25 protein-coding genes are annotated in these 22,659 nt (G+C 38.2%); 14 read left to right on the top strand and 11 right to left on the bottom strand.

Features of this window, described 5'->3' with window-relative positions; translation table 11 throughout:
* The first annotated feature begins 393 nt into the window (after positions 1-393).
* From N6B01_RS14410 to N6B01_RS14400, 3 genes are read left to right on the top strand one after another with little or no spacing between them, the layout of a single operon-like run.
* Positions 394-1,203, top strand: coding sequence for a DUF3100 domain-containing protein (locus N6B01_RS14410; protein ID WP_182419820.1), 810 nt, complete (start codon positions 394-396; stop codon positions 1,201-1,203).
* A complete protein-coding gene (locus N6B01_RS14405; RefSeq protein ID WP_262080741.1) occupies positions 1,200-1,652 on the top strand; it encodes a hypothetical protein in 453 nt (150 codons plus the stop codon). Before N6B01_RS14410 ends, N6B01_RS14405 begins: the two co-directional genes overlap by 4 nt.
* 37 nt (positions 1,653-1,689) lie before the next feature.
* The gene (locus N6B01_RS14400) at positions 1,690-3,003 is read left to right on the top strand and encodes an amidohydrolase (RefSeq protein ID WP_262080739.1); all 1,314 of its coding nucleotides are present in this window, start codon (positions 1,690-1,692) and stop codon (positions 3,001-3,003) included.
* A 152-nt stretch (positions 3,004-3,155) separates the two neighbouring features.
* On the opposite strand, the gene N6B01_RS14395 is transcribed toward N6B01_RS14400, so the two are convergent.
* Positions 3,156-4,286, bottom strand: a complete 1,131-nt coding sequence (locus tag N6B01_RS14395) for an ankyrin repeat domain-containing protein (protein ID WP_262080738.1) — start codon at positions 4,284-4,286, stop codon at positions 3,156-3,158.
* A 424-nt stretch (positions 4,287-4,710) separates the two neighbouring features.
* On the opposite strand from N6B01_RS14395, the gene N6B01_RS14390 reads away from it, so the two are divergent.
* The 3 genes from N6B01_RS14390 (at position 4,711) to N6B01_RS14380 (ending at position 7,954) form a co-directional block, all read left to right on the top strand.
* Positions 4,711-5,655, top strand: a complete 945-nt coding sequence (locus N6B01_RS14390; RefSeq protein WP_262080916.1) for a PfkB family carbohydrate kinase — start codon at positions 4,711-4,713, stop codon at positions 5,653-5,655.
* On the top strand, positions 5,648-6,586 hold the full coding sequence (locus N6B01_RS14385) for a pseudouridine-5'-phosphate glycosidase (RefSeq protein ID WP_182419972.1): 939 nt from the start codon (positions 5,648-5,650) through the stop codon (positions 6,584-6,586). The genes N6B01_RS14390 and N6B01_RS14385 overlap by 8 nt, the downstream gene beginning before the upstream one ends.
* A 111-nt stretch (positions 6,587-6,697) precedes the next feature.
* Positions 6,698-7,954, top strand: a complete 1,257-nt coding sequence (locus N6B01_RS14380) for a NupC/NupG family nucleoside CNT transporter (RefSeq protein WP_262080736.1) — start codon at positions 6,698-6,700, stop codon at positions 7,952-7,954.
* A 93-nt stretch (positions 7,955-8,047) separates the two neighbouring features.
* Here N6B01_RS14380 and N6B01_RS14375 read toward each other — a convergent pair whose 3' ends face one another.
* The 3 genes from N6B01_RS14375 to N6B01_RS14365 form a co-directional block, all read right to left on the bottom strand.
* On the bottom strand, positions 8,048-8,386 hold the full coding sequence (locus N6B01_RS14375; protein ID WP_262080734.1) for a hypothetical protein: 339 nt from the start codon (positions 8,384-8,386) through the stop codon (positions 8,048-8,050).
* Positions 8,387-8,389: 3 nt separating this feature from the next.
* Positions 8,390-8,785: a hypothetical protein gene (locus N6B01_RS14370; protein ID WP_262080733.1), complete on the bottom strand. Its 396-nt coding sequence runs from the start codon at positions 8,783-8,785 to the stop codon at positions 8,390-8,392.
* A 103-nt stretch (positions 8,786-8,888) separates the two neighbouring features.
* The gene (locus N6B01_RS14365) at positions 8,889-9,287 is read right to left on the bottom strand and encodes a hypothetical protein (protein WP_262080732.1); all 399 of its coding nucleotides are present in this window, start codon (positions 9,285-9,287) and stop codon (positions 8,889-8,891) included.
* A gap of 292 nt (positions 9,288-9,579) precedes the next feature.
* Here N6B01_RS14365 and N6B01_RS14360 point away from each other — a divergent pair, with 292 nt between their 5' ends.
* Positions 9,580-10,461: an SDR family oxidoreductase gene (locus tag N6B01_RS14360; protein ID WP_262080914.1), complete on the top strand. Its 882-nt coding sequence runs from the start codon at positions 9,580-9,582 to the stop codon at positions 10,459-10,461.
* 127 nt (positions 10,462-10,588) lie between these two features.
* Here N6B01_RS14360 and N6B01_RS14355 read toward each other — a convergent pair whose 3' ends face one another.
* On the bottom strand, positions 10,589-11,125 hold the full coding sequence (locus N6B01_RS14355; protein ID WP_262080731.1) for a hypothetical protein: 537 nt from the start codon (positions 11,123-11,125) through the stop codon (positions 10,589-10,591).
* A gap of 295 nt (positions 11,126-11,420) precedes the next feature.
* Here N6B01_RS14355 and N6B01_RS14350 point away from each other — a divergent pair, with 295 nt between their 5' ends.
* The gene (locus N6B01_RS14350) at positions 11,421-12,506 is read left to right on the top strand and encodes a glycerol dehydrogenase (protein ID WP_262080729.1); all 1,086 of its coding nucleotides are present in this window, start codon (positions 11,421-11,423) and stop codon (positions 12,504-12,506) included.
* A gap of 105 nt (positions 12,507-12,611) precedes the next feature.
* On the opposite strand, the gene N6B01_RS14345 is transcribed toward N6B01_RS14350, so the two are convergent.
* The gene (locus N6B01_RS14345) at positions 12,612-13,088 is read right to left on the bottom strand and encodes an Lrp/AsnC family transcriptional regulator (RefSeq protein ID WP_262080727.1); all 477 of its coding nucleotides are present in this window, start codon (positions 13,086-13,088) and stop codon (positions 12,612-12,614) included.
* A 269-nt stretch (positions 13,089-13,357) separates the two neighbouring features.
* On the opposite strand from N6B01_RS14345, the gene N6B01_RS14340 reads away from it, so the two are divergent.
* Positions 13,358-13,804 carry a hypothetical protein gene (locus tag N6B01_RS14340; RefSeq protein ID WP_262080726.1) on the top strand — a complete coding sequence of 149 codons (447 nt, stop codon included), beginning with the start codon at positions 13,358-13,360 and terminating at the stop codon, positions 13,802-13,804.
* Between the two features lie 149 nt (positions 13,805-13,953).
* Here the strand turns inward: N6B01_RS14340 and N6B01_RS14335 are convergent, their stop codons facing one another.
* The gene (locus tag N6B01_RS14335; protein WP_262080724.1) at positions 13,954-15,165 is read right to left on the bottom strand and encodes an MFS transporter; all 1,212 of its coding nucleotides are present in this window, start codon (positions 15,163-15,165) and stop codon (positions 13,954-13,956) included.
* A gap of 215 nt (positions 15,166-15,380) precedes the next feature.
* The gene (locus tag N6B01_RS14330) at positions 15,381-16,592 is read right to left on the bottom strand and encodes a hypothetical protein (protein WP_262080723.1); all 1,212 of its coding nucleotides are present in this window, start codon (positions 16,590-16,592) and stop codon (positions 15,381-15,383) included.
* Between the two features lie 408 nt (positions 16,593-17,000).
* Between N6B01_RS14330 and N6B01_RS14325 the strand changes: the two genes are divergently transcribed.
* Genes N6B01_RS14325 through N6B01_RS14315 form a run of 3 tightly spaced genes read left to right on the top strand, consistent with a single transcriptional unit; the run spans position 17,001 to position 17,851 of the window.
* Entirely contained in the window at positions 17,001-17,372 is a 372-nt protein-coding gene (locus tag N6B01_RS14325; protein WP_262080722.1) for a tetratricopeptide repeat protein, read from the top strand.
* Between the two features lie 21 nt (positions 17,373-17,393).
* Positions 17,394-17,624 (top strand): hypothetical protein, encoded by a 231-nt coding sequence (locus N6B01_RS14320; protein WP_262080721.1) that lies wholly within the window; start codon positions 17,394-17,396, stop codon positions 17,622-17,624.
* Positions 17,588-17,851, top strand: coding sequence for an SEL1-like repeat protein (locus N6B01_RS14315; protein ID WP_262080720.1), 264 nt, complete (start codon positions 17,588-17,590; stop codon positions 17,849-17,851). Before N6B01_RS14320 ends, N6B01_RS14315 begins: the two co-directional genes overlap by 37 nt.
* 8 nt (positions 17,852-17,859) lie before the next feature.
* Here the strand turns inward: N6B01_RS14315 and N6B01_RS14310 are convergent, their stop codons facing one another.
* Entirely contained in the window at positions 17,860-18,213 is a 354-nt protein-coding gene (locus N6B01_RS14310; RefSeq protein WP_262080719.1) for an MmcQ/YjbR family DNA-binding protein, read from the bottom strand.
* Positions 18,214-18,544: 331 nt separating this feature from the next.
* Between N6B01_RS14310 and N6B01_RS14305 the strand changes: the two genes are divergently transcribed.
* A complete protein-coding gene (locus tag N6B01_RS14305) occupies positions 18,545-19,456 on the top strand; it encodes an MBL fold metallo-hydrolase (protein ID WP_410007271.1) in 912 nt (303 codons plus the stop codon).
* Between the two features lie 484 nt (positions 19,457-19,940).
* On the opposite strand, the gene N6B01_RS14300 is transcribed toward N6B01_RS14305, so the two are convergent.
* Together N6B01_RS14300 and N6B01_RS14295 are read right to left on the bottom strand one after the other, a co-directional pair.
* Positions 19,941-20,555, bottom strand: coding sequence for a methyltransferase family protein (locus tag N6B01_RS14300; RefSeq protein ID WP_262080718.1), 615 nt, complete (start codon positions 20,553-20,555; stop codon positions 19,941-19,943).
* Positions 20,556-20,651: 96 nt separating this feature from the next.
* Positions 20,652-21,377 (bottom strand): tetratricopeptide repeat protein, encoded by a 726-nt coding sequence (locus N6B01_RS14295; RefSeq protein ID WP_262080717.1) that lies wholly within the window; start codon positions 21,375-21,377, stop codon positions 20,652-20,654.
* A 447-nt stretch (positions 21,378-21,824) separates the two neighbouring features.
* Here N6B01_RS14295 and N6B01_RS14290 point away from each other — a divergent pair, with 447 nt between their 5' ends.
* Positions 21,825-22,622 (top strand): tetratricopeptide repeat protein, encoded by a 798-nt coding sequence (locus tag N6B01_RS14290; RefSeq protein ID WP_262080716.1) that lies wholly within the window; start codon positions 21,825-21,827, stop codon positions 22,620-22,622.
* Positions 22,623-22,659 lie beyond the last annotated feature (37 nt).

Here is a 22,659-nt window from a genome sequence, read left to right as displayed (position 1 = left end):
GATGATTGTGAACTTGTGCCGAAGGACTGGTAAATGACCTTACCATCATTAATCACTTGGTGGTTAATTATATCAATAAGACGTATGAGCTTAAAAATTGCATGCCATTGAAAGATGCACATCTTGATTAGAGTCTAAACTTTAGAACAATGTTACAGGAGCATAAAAATCTGTAATGAAAATCTAAGTGCTAGCGCAACTTTTAGCATTAACAACTAAATTTTAGCTTTAGCTTACCAAAATAACCACTGTTTTAGAGCATGACGAGGCAAAAAAACCACATTGATTGTAGAAATTAACCTTTTAAAAAGAAATATGACATTTTTGTGTTGAATATTGGTCTGCGCTTATTCAAAAGAATGTATTAAGAATCTTTTTAAATAGGGGAAGTCTATGGCTGTCTTGAAAAACGTCAAACTTCATATCATAGCGCTGTTGGTTGTTGTGCTATGTGAAACCATTGGCACCATGAAATTTTCCATTGGCAAATTTGCTATTGTACTTTTTCCAATGCTTTTTGCCATGATCATTTCTGGCTTTATTAGTTTTCCAAAATGGAAAATTATTAGCTTTAAAGAAGGTGACAATGCGGGCAAAATGCTCACCGTGGTACTTATTCCATTAATTACCGCTATTGGTCTTGGTATTGGCCCCAATCTTCCCGAGCTTGCTAATGCAAAATTTGCCTTACTCATTCAAGAATTTGGTCATTTTTTTGGTACCATCATAATCGGTATGCCAATTGCGGTAGCGCTTGGCATGGGCCGTGAAGCCATAGGCGCCACCTATTCGCTTGATCGCGAGGGCAATATTGCTATTATTGCTGAAAAATATGGCCTTAATTCTCCTGAAGGGCGCGGCGTTATGGCAATGTATATTTGCGGTACCGTTTTTGGCGCTGTGTGGATTGGCATTTTTGCAAGCGCAATTGCTAGCCTTGATATCTTTCACCCCTATGCTTTGGCAATGGGTGCGGGGGTTGGCTCTGGTAGTATGCTTGCTGCTGCATCAGGTTCAATCATTGAGTTTTATCCAGAAATGAAAGAGCAAATTCTTGCTTATGCAGGAGCTGCCAATTTGATGACCGGTATTTTAGGCATTTATTTTGCACTATTTATTTCACTTCCCCTTGCTGTAAAATTCTATCAACTTTTAAACCGCCTATTTGGTCGCAATAATAACAATGAAGGTGCGGTAAAATGAGTACATTTGAAGTTATTTGCCTTACTATTTTATGCGGGCTATTGATCGTTATTGGCCATTATATTGGCTATAGCGATGTTGATATAGTCGTTTCATTGACCGGCGTTGGAATTATTATTGGCGTTGGCATTTGCGGCTATATCATTGCAAAATTGCCATTGTTCAACATGTTGCCGTCCATTTTATGGATCTCTGCGTTTGCTATCCTCGTATCAAGCCCAATTTTCCCTTATCACGAAATTATCACTTCCTATGTAAAACAAGTTCCTTTCTTGGCGATTTGTACGCCAGTGCTTGCTTATGCAGGGCTTTCCATCGGTAAGGATTTAGAAGCGTTCAAAAAAATTTCATGGCGCATTATTCCAGTTGCACTTGCAGTGATTGCAGGTACATTCATTTGTGCGACATTGCTTGCCCAATGGGCATTACATCTTGAAGGCGCAATTTAAATCTTAAAGTCAAGAAGATATTTTTGGAGGTGTTATAATGAATAAAGAAGAACTGAAAAAGAAAGTTTGCGCAGCAATTGAAGCGCGCCGCGATGATATTCTTGCCCTTGGCCGCGCCATTTATCATGAGCCGGAGCTTGGCTATAAGGAAGTTAAAACTGCTGCCAAAGTAGAAGAAACCTTTAAGCGCATGCAATTGCCTTATGAAAAAGAATTGGCGCTCACCGGTGTAAAAGCTCGGTTAAAGGGCAAAAATTCTGATCATAGTATTGCTGTCATTGGCGAATTAGATGCAATTATCTGCCATGAGCACCCAAATGCAGATGAACTTACCGGCGCTGCCCATTGCTGTGGGCATAATGTACAAATTGCAACAATGATTGCGGTTGGCATGGGTTTGCAAGATGCTGATGCCATGGAACATTTAAGCGGCGATGTGGTTTTATTTGCTGTTCCGGCCGAAGAATATGTTGAAATTGCCTATCGCAATAAACTTCGCCAACAAGGCAAGATTAAATATCTGGGCGGCAAGGCTGAACTTATCCGTCTTGGTGCTTTTGATGATGTTGATATGGCCATTCAAATGCATGTCGTGCCCGATAATAAACATGAGCGTTATTTACAATTATCGACCACTAGCAATGGCTTTATCGGTAAATTAATCACCTATAAAGGCCAACCTGCCCATGCTGCCGCCGCGCCTTATGAAGGTGTTAATGCTCTTAATGCCGCTATGATGGGCATTATGGGGGTTAATGCTATTCGTGATACATTTAAAGATCAAGACAATGTGCGCTTTCACCCAATTATCACTAAGGGCGGAGATTTGGTTAATGTTGTGCCAAGTGATGTGCGCATGGAAAGCTATGTGCGTGCTGCCAATATTGACGCAATGATCGATGCCAATAAAAAAATTGATCGTGCGTTAAAAGCTGGTGCAATGGCAATTGGTGCGGAAGTAGAAATTGAAGATCTTCCAGGTTATTTGCCGCTTAATAATGATGGCAATATTAATGCGTTTTTTGAAAAAAATGCCGAAGAATTGGTAGGTAAAGACCGTGTTCGCCAAGGTAAGCACATGGCAGGCAGTACCGATACGGGTGATTTATCGCAAATTATACCACTTGCCCACCCCCATGCCGGCGGCATTGAAGGCACTTTGCATGGCAAGGATTATAAAATCTTTGATGAAGACACCGCTTATATTCGCTGTGCACAAGCTATGGCGATGACGGTGATTGACTTGCTTTATGGTGATGGCGAAGGCGCACAAAAAGTAAAATCTGATTTTAAACCACAGCTTACCAAAGAAACCTATCTAGAATTGCTCGAATCTTTTTCAAGCAATTAAGATGAATAAGCGGTAAAGGCATGCACCTTTACCGCTTTTTATTCGTTCAATCCATTCATTGCCTTTTGTGCAAAATGACTGCCTTGATCTGCGGCTCGTTTCTAGCAATTCTTGGCTTCACCTTTTATTGCAATGTCAGATTGTTGATTAAATTATCGTTTATAATTTACCTTTGGCAATTGAATAGGGTTTGAGTTTAAACCAACCCATTCCACCGCGAGTTCCGTCAAACGATCTGTTGGGGTATAACTATCCTTGATAGTGTTAATAATCTCGGCGACTTCATCAAGTTGGGCTTTTGATAGGGCTTTCCCTTCTTTTAAATAATTTAAAAAAGCATCCGCCATTTTTTGATAGTCTTGGTCGTAATTGCCTCCGCCATTACCTTCAATTTCATGGCTCAAGCGTCCAGCTATGCGAATAACTTCGCCTTGCATGGTGGTGCATGGTCCGCTAGATGGTACTAATAATTGCCATAAATATTCATGACATTGCTGCCAATTTTCACCTTTAGCAATGATGGGTGAATGACCATCATATTTTAAACGCACACCAATAGGTTCGACATTAAACAATTGATAGAGCTTTTCTAAACCAAAGCTTGCTTCTTCAAGCAAAGTTTTATTAAAATTTTCGCGGTGAAATTCAAAGTTTTGGCCAATTGTTTTTACAAAATCCTGTGTTTGCGTTGTTATTTGCTGCCCATCGCTATGAATGCTATTGCCAGAAAGCCACCCTTTTAATTTGTCGCTCAAGCTTTTCTTTGTTTTATTGATATTTTGTAGCTTTAGCAAAAATTCCGCCAGTTCAGCCATATCAGCAATTTTAATATTGCTACATTGTTGCAAGCCATATTCTAGCGCCGTATAATTTTTGCTATTACGCAGATTTATATCTGCACCAAATTCCACCAAGATTTTCGCCGCTTCTAAATTGCCCAAAGCTACTGCTTCATGCAGCGGCGTATTGCCATCATTGGTTAGGGCGTTTACATCGGCGTTATTTTCCAGCAAAATAACAAGGTTTTCGTGCCATCTTTGTGAGCGGTGATGTAAAACCGTCCGCCCATAACGGTCACGAGCATTAATATCGATACCCTGTTCAATCAGCCAAAGGGTTATTTCGTCACTTAAACCATCAAAAAACAGAGCTGTTTCCTGATAAGTATTGTCACGGGCATTGATATCAGTATTTTCAAAAAGGTTTTTTATAGCGGGCCAATTTTTAGCTTCTATAAGGTTTTGAAAATCTTCAGGTAGTTTTTGCCGTGTATCTTTTACCATTTTTCAATCCTTCATTGAAAGCTAACCAAATGACACCTACAGTTAGTCAGGGCGAGCATAAATAAATTTTATATATTTGGTAGAGTTAAACCTAATTTTCTTCGTCATATTTCTAATAAAAGGTGGATATCTCTTAATAATCTACCATTTAATTTGCCAAATGGTTGATCTTTATTTTAGAAGTGACTTAATTTGACTTCGTGCTAATTATTTATTGCCCTAACAGAAATATTTGCGCTTGAAAAAAGTGTAACTTAAAATAGCTTGAACCAAAGCTTTGAGACCACCGTAAAATGATAGGGTTTGTGATTAATTGCATTTTGACAAATAATAAATATAGTAGGTTTTGCTATAAAGATTAGATAAAAATGAAACAATTTAGATTTGGTTGTTAATTATGGATGATGGTAATAACCATTTAGCCTTGCAAAAAGAAAACCATGTGATTGTTATTGGTTCGGTAAATATAGATATTGCTGGTCGCTCTCATCAGCCGCCAAAGAAAAGTGATTCAAATCCGGGTAAAATTAGCTATAGCTCGGGCGGTGTTGGCCGCAATATTGCCCATAATTTAGCGCTTTTAGGGGTTGATATTTCTCTTATTTCTGCGGTTGGCAATGATGTTTATGGTGACAATATCTTAAAAACCACAGCACAAATTGGCGTTGATATGGCGCGCGTCATGCGTCTTGATGATGAAAACACCTCAACCTATCTCTCGGTGCTTGATGAGCATGGCGAAATGGTGATTGCCATTAATGATATGGATATTGTTCGCCGCATTGATGAAACCATGCTTGCAAGCCATATGGATGCAATAAAGGCTGCCAATATCGTGGTGGTTGATTGCAATTTGGAACAAACAAGCCTTGATTGGCTGTTAAACCAGAAAGATTTGCCAACTATTTTTGTTGATACGGTCTCAGCGCATAAATGCACTAAAATTCAAACTCTTTTAGCCAATATTAACACGCTAAAACCCAATTTATTAGAAGCACAAACATTGAGCAATATTGTGTTTCATCAACCAGATGACGCATTAAAAATTGCCGATTGGTTTCATGAACAAGGTTTACAAAATCTTGTGCTCAGTGCAGGCCAATTGGGGGTATTTTACAGCGAAAAAAATGGTGCTAATGGCTGGTTGCCAATTATTAAAACGGATATTGTCAATGTTACTGGCGCAGGCGACGCAATGATGGCGGGGCTTGTTGCTTGTAAATTGCAAAACATGCCTTTGCAAAAAGCCGTTCATTTTGCTCAAGGCTGCGCGTCTATGGCATTGATGAGCCCATTTACCAATAATCCAGATCTCTCATTCAAAAATGTTTTAAACCTCTTGGAGTTATCCCATGTCTATGATGCCTAAGGCTGCTATTTCAGACGAATTTCTTGTCATCTCAGACGAAGTAAAGGCAGCGCTCGCCGCCAATGCGCCGATTGTTGCTTTAGAATCAACGATCATTTCTCACGGTATGCCTTTTCCGCAAAATGCGCAAACGGCATTAAAGGTGGAGGAAACCGTGCGTGCCAATGGCGCAGTACCTGCGACCATTGCAATTATTGCCGGCAAAATGAAAGTTGGTCTGTCGCGCGAAGAAATTGAGCTCTTAGGTCGTGAAGGCCATAAGGTTGCTAAAGTCAGCCGTCGCGATTTGCCTTTTATCGTTGCCGGTGGTCTAAATGGTGCAACAACCGTTGCTTCGACCATGATTATTGCGGCTATGGCAGGCATTAAAGTTTTTGCAACCGGCGGCATTGGCGGTGTTCATCGCGGTGCAGGCCTAAGCTTTGATATTTCAGCCGATTTGCAAGAGCTAGCTAAAACCAATGTTGCGGTTATCTGTGCCGGTGCAAAATCCATTCTTGATTTAGGATTAACCACTGAATATCTTGAAACCTTCGGCGTGCCGCTAATTGGTTATAAAACCAAATCCTTGCCTGCATTTTTCACCCGTACGAGCCCCTTTGAAACCAGTGTTCAGTTAGACAGCGCAAAAGACATTGCTAAGGCACTTTTTGTCAAATGGCAAATTGGTCTTGAAGGCGGCGCGGTGATTGCCAATCCAATTCCGCAGCAATTTGCAATGCCAGAAGAACGCATTGCTGCGGCTATTGACCAAGCTGTAAAAGAAGCTGATGAACAAGGCGTGATTGGAAAAGATAGCACGCCATTCTTGCTTGCCCGCGTTAATGAACTAACTGGCGGTGATAGCCTAAAATCCAATATTGAACTGGTTTTTAATAATGCAATTTTAGCTTCTAATATTGCTAAAGAATACCAAATAATCAGCGCTTAGTCATTCATTTTGGGTTTTATTCCCCCTTTGATGACAAGGTTTTCAAAGGGGGGAGCAAAACAGGCTTTGAGCATGGTGGTGCACCCGTGCTAAAGAGAAGAGGGAAATAATATGGACATTATCCGCAGTCTTATCGGTATGTTTTTCTTGCTGTTTATCGGCTTTTTATTTTGTAATAATAAAGCAAAACTTAGCTACCGAACGGTTATTGCTGCATTTCTTCTGCAAGTGATACTTGGTGGCATCATGCTTTATGTACCGGCCGGCCAAAGAATACTTGAATTTGCATCACGCGGTGTAAAAGCGGTCATGGATTATAGCGATGTTGGTGCTGTTTTCATGTTTGGTGGGCTTGTTCAAGATGCGCCAATGACAGCAGCTTTTGGTAATTATGGTTATATTTTTGCATTTCGTGTTTTACCAGCGGTTATTTTTGTTACATCCTTGATTTCGATTCTTTATTATCTGCGGATTATGGGATTGCTTATCAAAATTTTGGGTGGATTATTCCAAAAAGCGCTTCAAATTTCAAAGATTGAATCTTTTATTGCGGTGACCACCATTTTTTTAGGTCAAAACGAAATTCCAGCCGCAGTTAAGCCTTTTGTTAAACAGTTAAATCGCAATGAATTATTTACCGCTATGGTAAGCGGTATGGCGTCTATTGCTGGTGCTATGCTCATTGCTTATGCAGGTGTTGGCGTTCCAATTCACTATTTGCTAGCAGCATCCTTAATGGCAATCCCCGGCGGTATTTTATTTGCACGACTTTTAAGCCCTGCAACAGAAGAATCTGTTGTCACATTTGATAATCTTCAATTTTCTGAAACGCCTGCCAAAACCATTATTGAAGCTTTGGCAAATGGTGCATTAACTGGTTTAAAAATTGCAGCAGGCGTTGCAACGGTTGTGATGACTTTTGTTGCGATGATTGCTTTATTAAATGGCATTGTTGGCGGCCTTGCAAACCTAGTTGGTTATGCAGATATCACCATTCAAGGCCTGCTCGGCTATATTTTTTCACCGCTTGCATATATTATGGGTGTTAGCTGGCCAGATGCTAGTAGTGTTGGCAGCTTAATTGGCCAAAAATTGGTTATTAATGAATTTGTCGCCTATACGGAATTGCAAACCATGCAGGCTACAGCGGTTTTGACCGATCCACGTTCTATTGCCATTGTATCTTTTGCCCTATGCGGCTTTGCTAATTTTGGTTCAATTGGTGTTATTATTGGTGCATTTTCTGCCGTTGCACCAGAGCGTATCTCGCTCATTGCACAGTTAGGTTTAAGAGCACTTTTTGCCGCAACTCTCTCCAATTTGATGAGTGCAACCATTGCCGGTCTTTTCTTATCTATAACTATGTAAGCAAGTTTGAACCCATTGATACATTTAAAGGCCAAGTTTCACCTTGGTCTTTTTTTGTTGTATTTTAGCAAATATTAAGTAAAATATTACCAATCAAACAATTACAGTTTCATCAATCAAGCCTTTTTCGTACAAATATTCTTTAAGAACTTTGGGAAATTGTAAGAAAGCTTCTTCTTGGGTGAAATAAATATAATTCATAAGCCCTACCCAATGGTGGCTATTGGATAGGCCATGCTTGGTTGCAAGCCATGTGATAAAATCATAATTATCAAAAAACGACAAATCCTTACCAATGTTATATCCTGTAATAAAGCAACAAAGATGATCTAAAGTGGGGTAGGTGGGTAAATACATACCGGGGCGCTTATAGATATTATCAATAAGTTGCAAAAATTCATTCAAAGCTTGGCTGTTCTGCTTGTCAGTCATAATTTAATTGCTTGTATCTGCCGTTTTTACATTTTGATCATATGGCTGAATAGAAAAATCTATATTGGTACTTATAAAATACAAATCACTTTCTTTAAATGTTTCTATATTTTTAAGCTCTTCAATTGTGTTGGGACTGTCCAAATTGATATAATGTAGCCCGCTCATTTTATAATATTTTATACCATCATATATGACATTATAACATCTATTTTTAAATATATTAAATCTTCCCTCTTGTATTTTTTTGATGAAAATTTCTAATATAATCCAGTCATTTTTTTCGTTCCGCACCGTTGCGATAATTTTAACATTTTCTAACTTATCGCAAAAAATAATATCCCTAATGATGCCATCATAGCCATAATTTATTTTTTCTAAATAAGTGTCTAATTCCATTTTACCTCCTATTGGGCTAATAATGCGGTCTTGCTAGCTGTCATGCCTCGTTATATTCATTGTGTTTTTACTTAGCTTTTAAAAGCAGTGGCTAATGCTAATATTATTGCATGTAAAATTTTGCAAGTAAGGCGTGTTCTTCGTCACAAAGACCTGGAAATATTTCACTTTCAATTATAACTTTATGCTTTGTTTCAAGTATTTTAATCAGATAACCGCTAATGGCCGATAATTCGGCATCGGTTAATATATGACTTCTCACCACCACAGCTAAATGGATTTTACCATTAATTTCTGGGTTTTCACAATCAAAGCAGCCAGTATAAAATAATTTGACCGACCAAAAACCTTGATCCAAGTTCCAATAAGTGTCGTTTAGATAATAACTGCTATCATGCTCATCAATATTAGCGATATTGAGTTTCTTGGTCAAAAGTTCCAATATAGCCAATGTCTCCGTATGATTTTTAACATTTATAATAAATAGATTGCCGGTTAACATTTGGGTTTTCCATTTTTATGACAGTTGAACAAAACAACGATTTCGAACTTTTTTGACATAGTAAGATAAGTTTTTGAAAATTAAAAGGAACTTTTAAGCGTTTCACGGGTTGGATTAACTTAGGTAAAATTTTTTATAAAGGATCGACCGAATAAGGTTTGATCAAAAATTGAAATTTTAAGCTAAGACAGCAAAAATGCTTTTAAAAGGAATTGTTATGACTGAGGAAATTACCAAGACACCATCTAGCGAAAAAAAGGCTAATGGTGGAAATAGCCTAACTGAACAGACAATGCCAAAAAATCCAGTAGATGCCTATCCGCAACCAAGCTATCCTACCGAAAAACAGGATCCGCCGGGATTAGCTTCTAAAATGAACCCGTTACCTGACCACGGTGAAAAATCTTATAAAGGTTCTGAACGTTTATTAGGCCGCAAAGCTTTAATTACCGGTGGTGATAGTGGAATTGGTCGTGCTGTCGCAATAGCATTTGCACGCGAGGGTGCAGATGTTGCAATTAATTACCTTCCTGCAGAAGAAAGCGACGCTAAAGAAGTTGTTGCATTAATTCAAAAAGCTGGACGTAAGGCCGTTGCCATTCCAGGCGATTTAACTGATCTTGCTTTTTGTAACGAGTTAGTTGAACACGCTGCCAAAGAACTCGGTGGTTTAGATATTCTTGTTAACAATGCAGGTCGCCAACAAGCCACTGCCTCTCTTGCTGATTTAACCGATGAAGCATTTGATGCAACGATGAAAACAAATATCTATGCTCCCTATCGTGTTACAAAAGCGGCATTAAAATATATTCCAGCAGGTGGTTCTATTATTATCACTGCATCTGTACAAGCTTTTGATCCATCTGGGAGCTTGTTTGATTATGCACAAACTAAAGCTGCTAATGTTGCTTTTGCCAAATCATTGGCCAAACAGCTTGGCCCCAAAGGTATTCGCGTCAATGCTGTGGCACCGGGTCCTTTCTGGACACCGTTACAGCCTTCTGGCGGCACACCTATGGATTCGATCCCGCAATTTGGCGGTCAAACTCCGCTTGGAAGAGCTGGCCAACCAGCTGAAATAGCGCCACTTTATGTATTATTAGCAAGTGCTGAAGCAAGTTATTGCTCCGGACAAGTATTTGGTGCAAGTGGCGGAACTGGCATGGATAGTTAAGGCATTTTATTTATTAATCTTACAATGCCGTGCAATTGCGTAAATATGAAGTGATTGCATTAATAAGAGCGATTTGCTAAAAAAACGCTCTTATTTTTTTAAATAAATAAAAATCATGCTATTAATTTCATCCCTTAAAAAATCCGCTAATATCATAGGCATCATAAACATCATCGTAATATTCTTCCCAATCGTCAGGTAATTTTACGCAAAATTTGTCATCATTCCAAAACCACTCTAATTGATAATTACTGTCAATAACCTGTTGCTTAATATCATCATATACAATAATGCGCGGTTGATTATCCATTGTATAGACATCATCAAGCTGACATAAAATTTTATCAACATTGCTTAAATCACTATGAATATACATAAAATAACCAAAGTAATTTTTTATGTTATCTTTTAATATTTTTTTCTTATAAACTTGTTCGGCAAAATAAAATTCACCATGAAGGGTTATATCCAATTGCCCATCATCAAGGTTGGGAAATTTTTCTTCGCTAATAGTAATTGGCCTTAACTCATTTTGTTCATCTAAAAAGTCGAAATAGTCCTCGTCGCTATCCGTCAAAAGACTATATTTATAAGCGATAGGTGTAACCTTTTTTATCAATTCCTCACGAGAATTTTTACATATGAATGCTAAGGTTCTTGACATATTTCCCTCCAAAAATCAGCTTGTTGTGACTTGATTAAATATTAGCGCATTTTCCCCATAATTTATTTCCTATAACCCAATTTAAAGCTATGAATTTTTTAAATTAGGCGTAGAGTTAAGCTACAAGTTACACATCAAGATGACAATTGTAAAACGATGTTCATCATAGTGGTGCAATATTGCTCTGCCAATATGTGATTGAGGGTGCTTTTGCCCCATTTCATAAAAGCAAGCCTTTTGTATTGTCGACCAGTTTTAGTCGATAAATTTTATAGTCAAAATGAAAGGACATAAAATGATCACCACCACAATTTTCCCATCACGCTATATTCAAGGCCCTAACGCTTTATCGCTGCTTGGTGAAGAATTGGCGCGTTTGGGAAAAAAAGTTCTTCTGCTTGAAGACCCTTTTGTTGCTAAAGACTATAATAATGTAATTAATCAAGGACTAGGCGATAAGGTTCAATCGGTGATTGAAGTCTTTACGGGTGAATGTTGTGATGAAGAAATTGACCGTTTGGCAAAGACTGCAGGAATTGATGTGGTTGCAGGTATTGGCGGCGGCAAAACCCTAGACACCGCAAAAGCAGTTGCTCATGCGTTAAAAGTGCCTGTCGTTATTGTGCCAACCTTGGCTTCAACCGATGCGCCTTGCAGTGCCTTATCGGTTATTTACACCCCAAAAGGCGAGTTTGCTCGTTATTTGTTTTTGCCAAAAAATCCTGATCTTGTTTTGGTAGATAGTGCCATTATTGCAAAAGCACCAGTACGCTTTTTGGCTGCCGGCATTGGTGACGCGCTTGCCACTTGGTTTGAAGCTGAATCTTGCCGCTTGTCAAAAGCCAATAATATGACTGGCCGCCCCGGCTCAACCACTGCCTATGGTTTAGCAAGGCTTTGCTTTGATACTTTGCTTGAATATGGCCCACTTGCCTACCAGTCATGCGAAGCTGGTGTACCAACTCCCGCCCTTGAAAAAATCATTGAAGCCAATACTTTGCTTTCCGGTCTTGGTTTTGAAAGCGGCGGTTTGGCTGCCTGCCATGCGATCCATAATGGCTTGACGGTATTGCCAGAAACCCATCATTATTGGCATGGTGAAAAAGTAACGATTGGTGTGTTAGCATCCCTTATCCTAACCGATAAGGACGCAGAACTGATTGATCATATTTTTGATTTCTGCGAATTGGTCAATTTGCCAACCACCCTTGGCGATATTGGTCTTGGTGATGTTAGCGACGCCGATTTGATGAAAGCAGCCGAAGCTGCAACGGTGGCCGGTGAAACCATCCATAATGAGCTAGGCACAATTACCGCACAAATGGTATTTAATGCGCTTCGTGCAGCTGATGCCATTGGCCGGGAGCGCCGCGGAGAATAGCATATGGTTTCGCTCCATTAAATGGTTAAATAAAGATAATAACAGCGCGTTGGTTTTAACATCAATGCGCTTTTATTATTTTATGCTAGTTTGTGGATATTGCTCTTAACTGGTAGGTATTGCAAGTCCGGTTTTAATCCGCTCCATAGCTACAAAAGTCCGAAAGCTTTTAACATTATTATTTTCAAAAAATAATTCGCGGGTTAATCGCTCATAATCGCGCATGGTTTTAACCGTAATAATTAAGATAAAATCAGCATCCCCTGTCACATAATAGCATTGTTGCACTTCGGGTGCGGCATGAAACAAAGTTTTTGCACTTTCATAAAGGTCAAGCCTTTCGCTTTCCATAGATACTTGCGTAATGATTGTTATGCGTTGATCAAATTTTGTTGGGTCCAATAGAGCAATATTGCATTGGATAATGCCAAAATCCTCCATTTTTTTGATACGTCTTTGTATGGCTGGTGCAGATAAATGCACCGCCTTAGCAATTTCCCGTTGTGGCATTTTATTATTGGCTTGCAAAATATCCAATATTTTACGGTCAAACTCATCTAGCTCGATTAAGGGGCTTTGCATAAATAATTCGCTATTCTAAGGAATGATAAGTAATTCTTGTAAGTAACTTGCATTATTAAAAGAGATTAATCGATATTTTTAATTTGGGTCTTGCTTAGTTAAGGGAGGGTAACCTTAAATATTATCGAAGGATTTTTGCTTTATCGGAAGATCGGTTATTAAATTTCCATTCACATTTTTTAAGATAGAATATAATAAAAGGTCTTTACATTTTTAAATCTTATCAAATACTATACCACATTATTCTTGTGACATTATGTGGGTGGCTTATGATAACTTTTATAAAAATCTATTGTTTAAGCTTTTTTATTAGCATCATGGTTTTGCCGATTGCTAGCTTAATATATTTGATTGACATAAATGATTATTATTCAAAAAACCTATTTATAGAGGCGGTTTATCCGCTTTTTTTAATAGTTGATGTTTACTTGCCAATTATAAATTTAATACTATTAATTTGCGTTGCTTTGCCACTTTATAAATTTTTTAAAAAAGTAAAATACCAACAAACATTGGTTATTTTTATTTATACGCAAGTTATAACTGCACTATCGTTTCTGTTAACTTTTATATGGGGTGATTACTTGCATGATAGCGAGGCTGGACTATTAGGTTTTTCATTTATTACTTCGTCGATTATGCTAGGTTTATTATTTGGAGCGATTTTTAAATGGCTTTATATTGATTTTTATGGCGAAGGACATGCAGCCTATTAGAGCGTTTTTTGAAAAGTGTGATGCGGTTTTCGGACAAAAAATGCGTTGTAAACAACGGATTAGAGCGCTGATCTGATTCAATCAGATCGAAATGCGCTCTAGGTTAGTGTTTTTGCTTTTTATAGCTTGACTATTTACACCCAATTTTATTATTTTCCATCGTGTTTTTTTATCGTTTTTTGCCGCCAAAGAAGCGGTATAAGAATAGCAAGTACAATGGGAAAAACCATCAAATTGATGAAAACCCAGCCGGCGCTTTGCAATAATGTACCAGATAAAAACGATGATAGTGCAACGCTGCCAAAAACAATAAAATCGTTTATGCCTTGCATTTTTGTCTTGTTTTCCGGCGTTGATAGAGCTGCTATCATTGATGTTGCGCCAATAAAGCCAAAGTTCCAGCCAAGGCCAAGTAAAATCAAAGCACTGAAAAAATTTAGTAAGCTATAGCCAGTTAACGCCGCCAAAGCTGATAGCATGATAAGGCTAAGACCAATGGCAGAAATACGCTCCGCGCCAAATTTATTAATCAAACGGCCAGTTATAAAACTTGGAAGAAACATGGCTAAAATATGCCATTGAATACCAAGAGCGGCATGGTTAATTGAATGGTTATGGTCATGCATGGCCATGGGGGTAGCCGTCATTAAAAAGCTCATCAAGGCATAAGAAATGGCACCTGCTATGACAGCCAATAAAAAGCCTCGAATGCGCAAGATTTCAATAATTTTAGGCGCAGTTTTAGATGAGGTAACCTCGTCGCTGCGAGTGGTGCTTTCGCGTTTAGTTTTTGGGCGGTAAAAGAATAAAACGGGCAAGGCAAGCAAGGCCAGAAAGGTTTGACTAAAGAATGAACCTGCAAACTCAATGCCTTCATAACTATTTCTTGTCCAAATGACTAATTGCGGGCCAATAATTGCGGCAATAAGGCCGCCAACCATAATCCATGAAATGGCGCGGTTACGCATATTAATCGCTACATCATCAGTTGCTGCAAATCGATAGCTTTGCACATGGGCGCCATAAACGCCGGCCAATAAAGTGCCTATGCAAAATGTAAAAAACGAACCATGAATAATACCAAAAGCAGCAACAACACCTGATAAAACACCAAATACAGCCCCTAAAAAATAGGCATGGCGCCGGCCAAATTGCCGCATAAGCAGTGCTGCCGGTACAACACTTAAAGCCACGCCGGCTTGATAGATGGAAACGGGTAGGGTGGCGATAGCAGGATTTTCGCTTAAATTGCGCCCCACCAAACCACCAAGGGAAATGATAATTGGCGGACTTGATGCACCAAGAGCTTGCGCTATGGTGAGCAGCATTAAATTTTTGCGGTTCCGCTTATCTGTTTCCATATGGTCCTCCCAAAACCTCTGGTGGTTATGTAATAATTTAAATTTTCTAAACTTTACCTACTTCTTTTAATCCTAAACGGTAAAACCAATAGTTTGCCATCAACTTTGATCTTACCATTTTTATTTTTGTAAATATTGAAAATATGCTTGCTTTGATTTACAAGCCAGCAAGACTGTTCGATCTAGGGTTAAAACCCAATTTTTCTTTCACCGGCTTAATTGCCGCACGGCTTCATATTTTGCACATAAATATCTTCAAATCGGGTCGAGGTGAAAGACGAAAGTGCCAAAATATTACCATCATAATTATAAATATGGTTTTCAAGCCAAGCAGGTTCCCCTTCTCCCATACAAACAGCCTTTGCCATAAGACTATTGCCAATAATAGCACCATTTTCAAAGGCACAACCAGCTTCATAACGCGAAAGCTCATAAACAATATGGCGGTTATTGGTGGTAATTGTTTTAAGTGATGCTGGGCCGTCCATGCAGGCGTCACTATTCTCGCCAAATTGTTTATCCTTTAAGCGCGTGACAAAGGCTGTCAAATCCTTATTTTCGCTATATTGGCTAGGTTGATAGCCCCAAACACTCATAGCATGAATAAAAGCTGATTTTTCATCATTAAATGTCTTTGGTTGCTTGCATTGCGCATCATTGCAAACAGAATAGGGCGCCATCGAATTTGCAGGTTCTTGCCCCGGGCTATCAAAGTCTAACATTTGCAGAGTTGAATCAAAAACACCAAGCAAGGCCGCCGTTCCAAGCAAGCCGGCGCATGCACCGGTATTTTCCTTTACCATGCCGTTGCAAGCAATAGATTGGATTTTGAAATAATTTTCATGGGCAGGAATAAAACGCTCATCTTTGGTAACATTGCGTACAGCACCATTATCAATGGTTAATATTTGCATTGGTGGCATAGCCCCTGCATAGGCTGAAAACATAAAAAATCTGCTGTCATAGGTGATAAATTCCATTAAACCATCACCATCAATATCTTTTGGCAGCATAATGTCCCCATCAAACGAACCAACATTAATTAGCTTTGCACCATTACTATAATCTACGACATAAACTTCACTGCAACAATGGGCGCCACCACTAAAGATTGATAGAACAATATTATAATCAGCACCTTCGCTAAAGCGCGCTAAACTAATATTGCCGATGCGGCCATAATCCTCAAAGGTAAGGGCTTTTGCATTGGGCTTACTAATATCAAAACGCACTTTAAAATCATCATCACTTGATGAGGGGGTAACTTTAATTGTGATATCATTAAAGCGATAAATTTTTGCTCCATCCTGTGCTTGCCATTTGACTATATCATCCTCAAAGATCAATATACTATCTTGCGCAAAAGCAGTGGACAAATAAAGGCATGCAAGCCAAAAAAGTCCGATAGTAATACAAATTTTTTTCATAAAACCCCTCAAAACATATCACGTCGATTAGAAATATATGCGCTATTTTTAACCATAGGTCGTGCAAAATATTTCATATTTTTCTCACGTACTTTAAATATAGTAATAAAAAAATATAGTAATCAAATTTGCCGTAAAACAATTAATTTGTAAAGATTAGAATGTTAAGCGTGTGGGAAGCCAAAAAGATGAATATGTTTTACATAATTGGATAAAATAGCTCGGCAATCCAGTTGTGAGGAACGATAAATCATAGAATAGTAAAGGCAGTATTTAAGAGTTTAAAATGACATTTTATTATATACCTGCTTTAAAATATTCAATTATAGTATTTATATTGCTTTTTTTTTCATTCATATCATTAAATATGTTGGAAAATCGCCTTGTTATCATTTTTAAAAAGCAAAATTGGGGGATGCTGTCGATAATATTGCTGCGGAGGTTGAACTTGGTGGGTTTTATTATCAAGATATCGTGGTTAAACAAGATCTTAAAAAGGCGCTGAACCTTTTTCAACGGGGCGCCAACCACCAAAATTTAAAAGCCTATAATTGGCTTAGCCGTGCATATATCGATGGGATTGGTGTAAAGGAAGATAAGAACCTAGCTTTTGCGTGGTTTTTAAAATTAGCCAATCAAGGCCATATTCATCATCAAAATATTATTGGTTGTATTATCTTCATGGCTTTGGCAGTTTTCAGCGAAATGAAAAAATTGCTGCAAAATGGTTCAAAAACTGCAAAACAAGGTGATCCAATGGGGGAGGCGGTTCTTGGTTGACTTTATCAAACAGGCCAAGGGATGGAAGCAAACGCCGTACTTGCTGCCCGTTATTATCGAAGGGCGTTAAACCAACAATCGACATTGGTAGAATTTAATTTTGGCTTGGTCATTCAATATGGTTTGGTCCAGTTAGACGCATCTATTTCTCGCTTTCATCGGGTATCAGCAGGTGATTTACCTTTAATTGAAGGGCAGAACTTTATCGCAAAGCGGTGGCAAAAGGTCATGCTAAGGCGTTGTATCAATTAGGACCACTTCATGAAAATGGTCCATTCTTTACGCTTAACATGAAAAAAGCGATCGAATATTATGAAAAAGCCGCTGCCCAAAATATAATTGAAGCAAAACAACGCCTTCAATTCATACAAGACAATAACTTAGTCAATCTTCGCTTTTTTAAGCACTATGCACAAACATGGAAGCAAACCGAACTAGGAGGAACAATGCCCGATGATCTAACAAAATTTATTATATAGTGATCTAACTATTGCGTAAGCTCAAAGCTTTTATCAATATGATTGCTTACATCTTCAGCCGACAAAGTACCATCAAGTAAAATGCCAATCCAATGATCTTTATTCATATGATAAGCTGGGATAAAGCCTGGCGCATGGCTTAAGTGCTCTATCAATGCAGGATCACATTTGACATCGAGAACATCTATATCTCCTGCGCCTTCAAGACCGATTTTTTCGCGCGGTACATTCAATATAATGCCATACCATTTGCTGTTATCCTTATGCCGTAAAACCGCATATTCTGGGTATTTTTGCCAGGGATATTCCTCAATCGTTTGATATTTTTTTTGCACATATGCAAAAACCTGAGCTCTATCCATTTTATTTGCCTTTTCATCAAAGCTTAAGTCAATAATGCGTCATAAAAAAACGCTGATTGAAAGTTAATAAAATTAACAATGAAAATACTCTATCATTATAAATGTATTTTGAAAGATAATAAGCTGTTATTTTTTTGCTTTCTATTCACATTTAAATGACTGATTTTACCCTTAATTATAAATAGAGAACTTAATTTACTTGCGAACTTTCAATTGATCATAAGCTTTGAAATGTGCAAATCTTTGTTTTATGGCTTTTAAAAACGGTAATAGCTTCACAGCTTTTTAAAAATCCTTTAAACTGATAGTTATTTTTTTAAAGGAAAACTGCATGAGCATGATCACCCGAATTTTTTGTGGCTTAATTGCCATGTTTTTTACCATTTTTAGCGTTTTTACCGCAAATGCTAGTGATAAGGGCAAACTTGATATTTCCGTTTATAATCCTGGCGATAAGGGTGTTTTTGCTGTATCGTCAGAAATACTTACTGGACCAAGCGAAGTTATGCTGATTGATGCCCAGTTTTCAACCGCTGATGCAGCAAATCTGGTTGAGCAGATCAAAGCAACCGGCAAGCCATTAAAAACGGTGTTCATTAGCCATAGCGATCCAGATTACTATTTTGGTTTAGAAACTATCAAAGCGGCTTTTCCTGATGTAAAAATCCTTGCAACACCGCAAACCGTTGCATTGATTGAAGCTAGTAAAGATGGAAAATTGGCTTTTTGGAAAGATATTTTAGCGCAAAACGCACCTAAAACGACTATAGTGCCAGAAGCTTTGAACGGCGACACACTTAACTTGGATGGTCATGAGATTAAAGTAATTGGACTTGATGGTCCAGCACCAGAGCGTACAGCATTGTGGATTGCCGATAATAAGGCGGTTGTTGGCGGTGTCATTGTTATGGCAAATGAGCATGTTTGGATGGCAGATACTCAAAGCCAAGAAGCAAGAGCTAATTGGATTAAAATTCTTGATGAGATTGAAACATTAAAACCACAAATGGTCGTTCCGGGGCATTTTGTTGACAATAAGGATGGTAGCAAGCCATTTACCATTGCATCTGTACAATTTACCCGTGATTATTTGAAAGCGTTTGAGGAGGAGGCGGCAAAAGCCAAAGATAGCAAGGAGCTTATTGCTGCTATGGAAAAGCACTATCCTAATTTTGAAGGCAAAACATCATTAGAAATGAGTGCTGAGGTCATTAAAGGCGAACGTAAATGGCCGGCTGAATAACAAATTTGACTATGGTCGGTTATAAACTGTCTAGCCTTGTATAAAAATAGAGCACGTTGCATCGAACTTGCAAACGTGCTCTTAATTTTTTCTATTATCTGATAATACGGAAAATAGTTAGCCAAACACCGTTCAAATTGCGGGGTATTATGCAAAATAAAACTGTGCAACAGGACGACATTTTTGAAGATTTAGAAACCATTGTGGTTTTTAAAAAGGTAGCATGGCACTTTATAACCTGCTTGATAATTATGACAAAGCATATTGGCTTGATTTTCAAGAAAAAGTATTAATTCGTAAAGCGATGGAAAGGGATTAAACCCAAGAAATTCATGCTAAGCATCCATTATTGTTATGACAAAGAGGTTAAGTAAGATCAACAAAAGGCATAAGTAGGGACCGTAGTCCCTACATTTTTACTTATTTTACTTAAGTGCCATGTTAGGCAACTTTATACCAAATTTTGCAAATAAGAATTATGTGTTTAGTACATATAGAATAATACTGGTAAAATTTGGCTGTCTTGCAAATATTCAATAAATTCAAACACAGGATAAGCAATGAAGAAAACGAGACCATCACCAAAAGTTCGATAAAGCCGGTCTGGTTTGACGGTTAATTCTATTGCATCTTGAAAAAGCGAAAACTTAGGAAAAAAACGCGGTACTTTTTGGCAATATTGTTGATAAAGTGCACCAAAATTACCTCGTAAAAATTTTTCTTCTACTAGAATAACCCGTAAAAAAGCCAAATAACATAATAGCCCCATGACCAAAGCTAATATTAAGCTACCGGTTTGCGCACCAATGCCGATAGCACCAATAGTACTAAAGACATAAAGCGGATTGCGGCTCATTGAGTAAGGGCCAATGGCAACAATTTCAGCACTTTTGCGACCTCCAATATAAAGTGTGCACCACAAACGACCAATAATTGCAAAAACAATGAAGCTAAGACCAAAAGCTTCAATATATTCATGCATATGGCCGTACCATGAAGAGCGTATAAATAATAAGGCAAAGATTAAAAGCACAATGATAATGCCAATAACATAGCGGCGCTTTTGTTGATATTTTCCCATTTCATGGATTGTTTTCATGGATTTTCCAATATTTTATTAGGCTAGATGATTTTTGCTTATTGAATAGAATTACGGCTAATTTAACACCAAAAACATTGTCTTTTAAAATAATGATTAAAGGTCACAACTTTTATAATTGGATTGTAAACAACGCTGTATCGCCTTTTCAACTTGTTGCTTTTGCAAGTCGTTTAAAGAATTTTCTATTTCCTGCGCGCGCCCAACAAAATTTTGGTCATTTTGGCCAGCAATATGTGCCCACATATAGGCCAATTGTAAATTTTTTTCTACGCCATAACCTTGTTGATACATATAAGCAAGATTAGCTTGTCCGAGCGGCGAACCCGCTTTGGCGGCTTCTTCATACCATTTTGCTGCGCGGTTAAAATTTTGTGCAACACCAATTCCTTCTTCATACATGCGACCAAGATTATTTTTACTCGCGGGAAAACCATTATTGGCCGACTTTAAAAACCAATGCAAAGCCATTTGATCGTCTTGGTTAGTACCTTGCCCTGTAACATATAATAGCGCCAAACGGTTTTGTGCATAAGCATCGCCTTGCTCGGCAGCCTTTTGAAACCAAAAAAAAGCTTTTACAAAATCTTGCTTAATGACCATGCCATCTGCATAAAAATCGGCAAGGGCAAATTGTGCCACAACATCGCCTTTCTTGGCTTCTTCCTCCAACTCGGCAAGTTTTTGCATAACCGCAGCATCTGGCTCTTCAACATTATCCATTTGTTCAATCTCGTCTTGTTGATTTGCAGGTGCAAAGGAAATCGTCGCCAAATGAACAAAACTAGTTACAAATAAAAGTGCTAAAATTCTAAAGATCAAAATGCCTCCCAATCAATCTTGTTTATTTTTTCTTACCATTCTAAATAACAAAATATTAAATCATTATATAGACAATGTTTAATTCAAACCATGCGCCTATAAAAATATGTTGGATGAGGGACATTATTGGTTTTTTCAATTTATTGCCAAGTATAAATAAAACAGCATCTAGGGTCACGTGCTATATTTACAAGCAGCAATAGCCCCCACCCAAAAGCTGCAATAGTCAATTACCTCCTTATGATTATAATATAGCAAAAAAGCGATATATATTTGCTTTATTCATAGATTTACCACAACTTCATATCAATTTATCAACTTGCCATATGTATATTTTTTAAGGTAATAGTTTAGCGATTAGTTAAACTATTACGATAGTGAGAAACATCACATATAAATAAGACATTCCTATCTCTTAAACACTAAAGCGGGAGCTATCATTTGAAAATGACGATTATTCGATTTATTTTAATTGCAATGACAAGTATTTTTCTTGTTAATTTTGGCTATAGCGGTGACTCAATTACTGATCTTCGTCAAAAAGCTGAGCAAGGCGATGTTAAAGCGCAATTTGATCTAGGCAATGCTTTATATGATGGCGATGGCGTGACAGAAGACAAGGTCGAGGCAGTAAAATGGTTTCGGCTTGCTGCCGATCAAGGTGATGCCGCAGCCCAATATAATTTAGGTATTGCTTATGATAATGGTCAAGGTGTTGAAGAAAATAAGGAAGAAGCGGTAAAATGGTATCGGCTTTCTGCAGAACAAGGCGATATGGACGCTCAATACAACCTTGGCGTTGCATTTTATGAAGGTGCGGGTGTTGAAGAGGATAAAGCAGAAGCGGTAAAATGGTTTAAACTTGCAGCTGAGCAAGATTCACCCGAAGCCCAATATAATTTAGGTATTGCTTATGACAATGGCGAAGGCGTTGAAAAGAATAAAGTAGAAGCAGCAAAATGGTTTAAGCTTGCTGCAGAGCAGGGCGATTCAGATGGTCAATATAATTATGGTATTTGTCTAAGAGATGGTGAGGGCGTTAAACAAGATAAGGTGGAAGCGATTAAATGGTTTATGCTTGCGGCTGAACAAGGCGATGCTGACGCTCAATATACTCTTGGTGTTAGCTATATAAATGGTGAGGGCGTAAAAAGAAACAGAGCCGAAGCTATCAAATGGTTTAAGCTAGCGGCTGAACAGGGCGATACTGATGCCAAACTTGCTTTACGCCGATTTGCTCGATAAGCTGGCATAGTATTTAAATAATTAGTGCTATTGCTGT

The organism is Bartonella sp. HY406 (genome assembly GCF_025449315.1).
Taxonomy (GTDB): domain Bacteria; phylum Pseudomonadota; class Alphaproteobacteria; order Rhizobiales; family Rhizobiaceae; genus HY038.
Note: the sequence above shows the minus strand (reverse complement) of the source record. Positions and strands in the feature narration are given on the sequence as shown.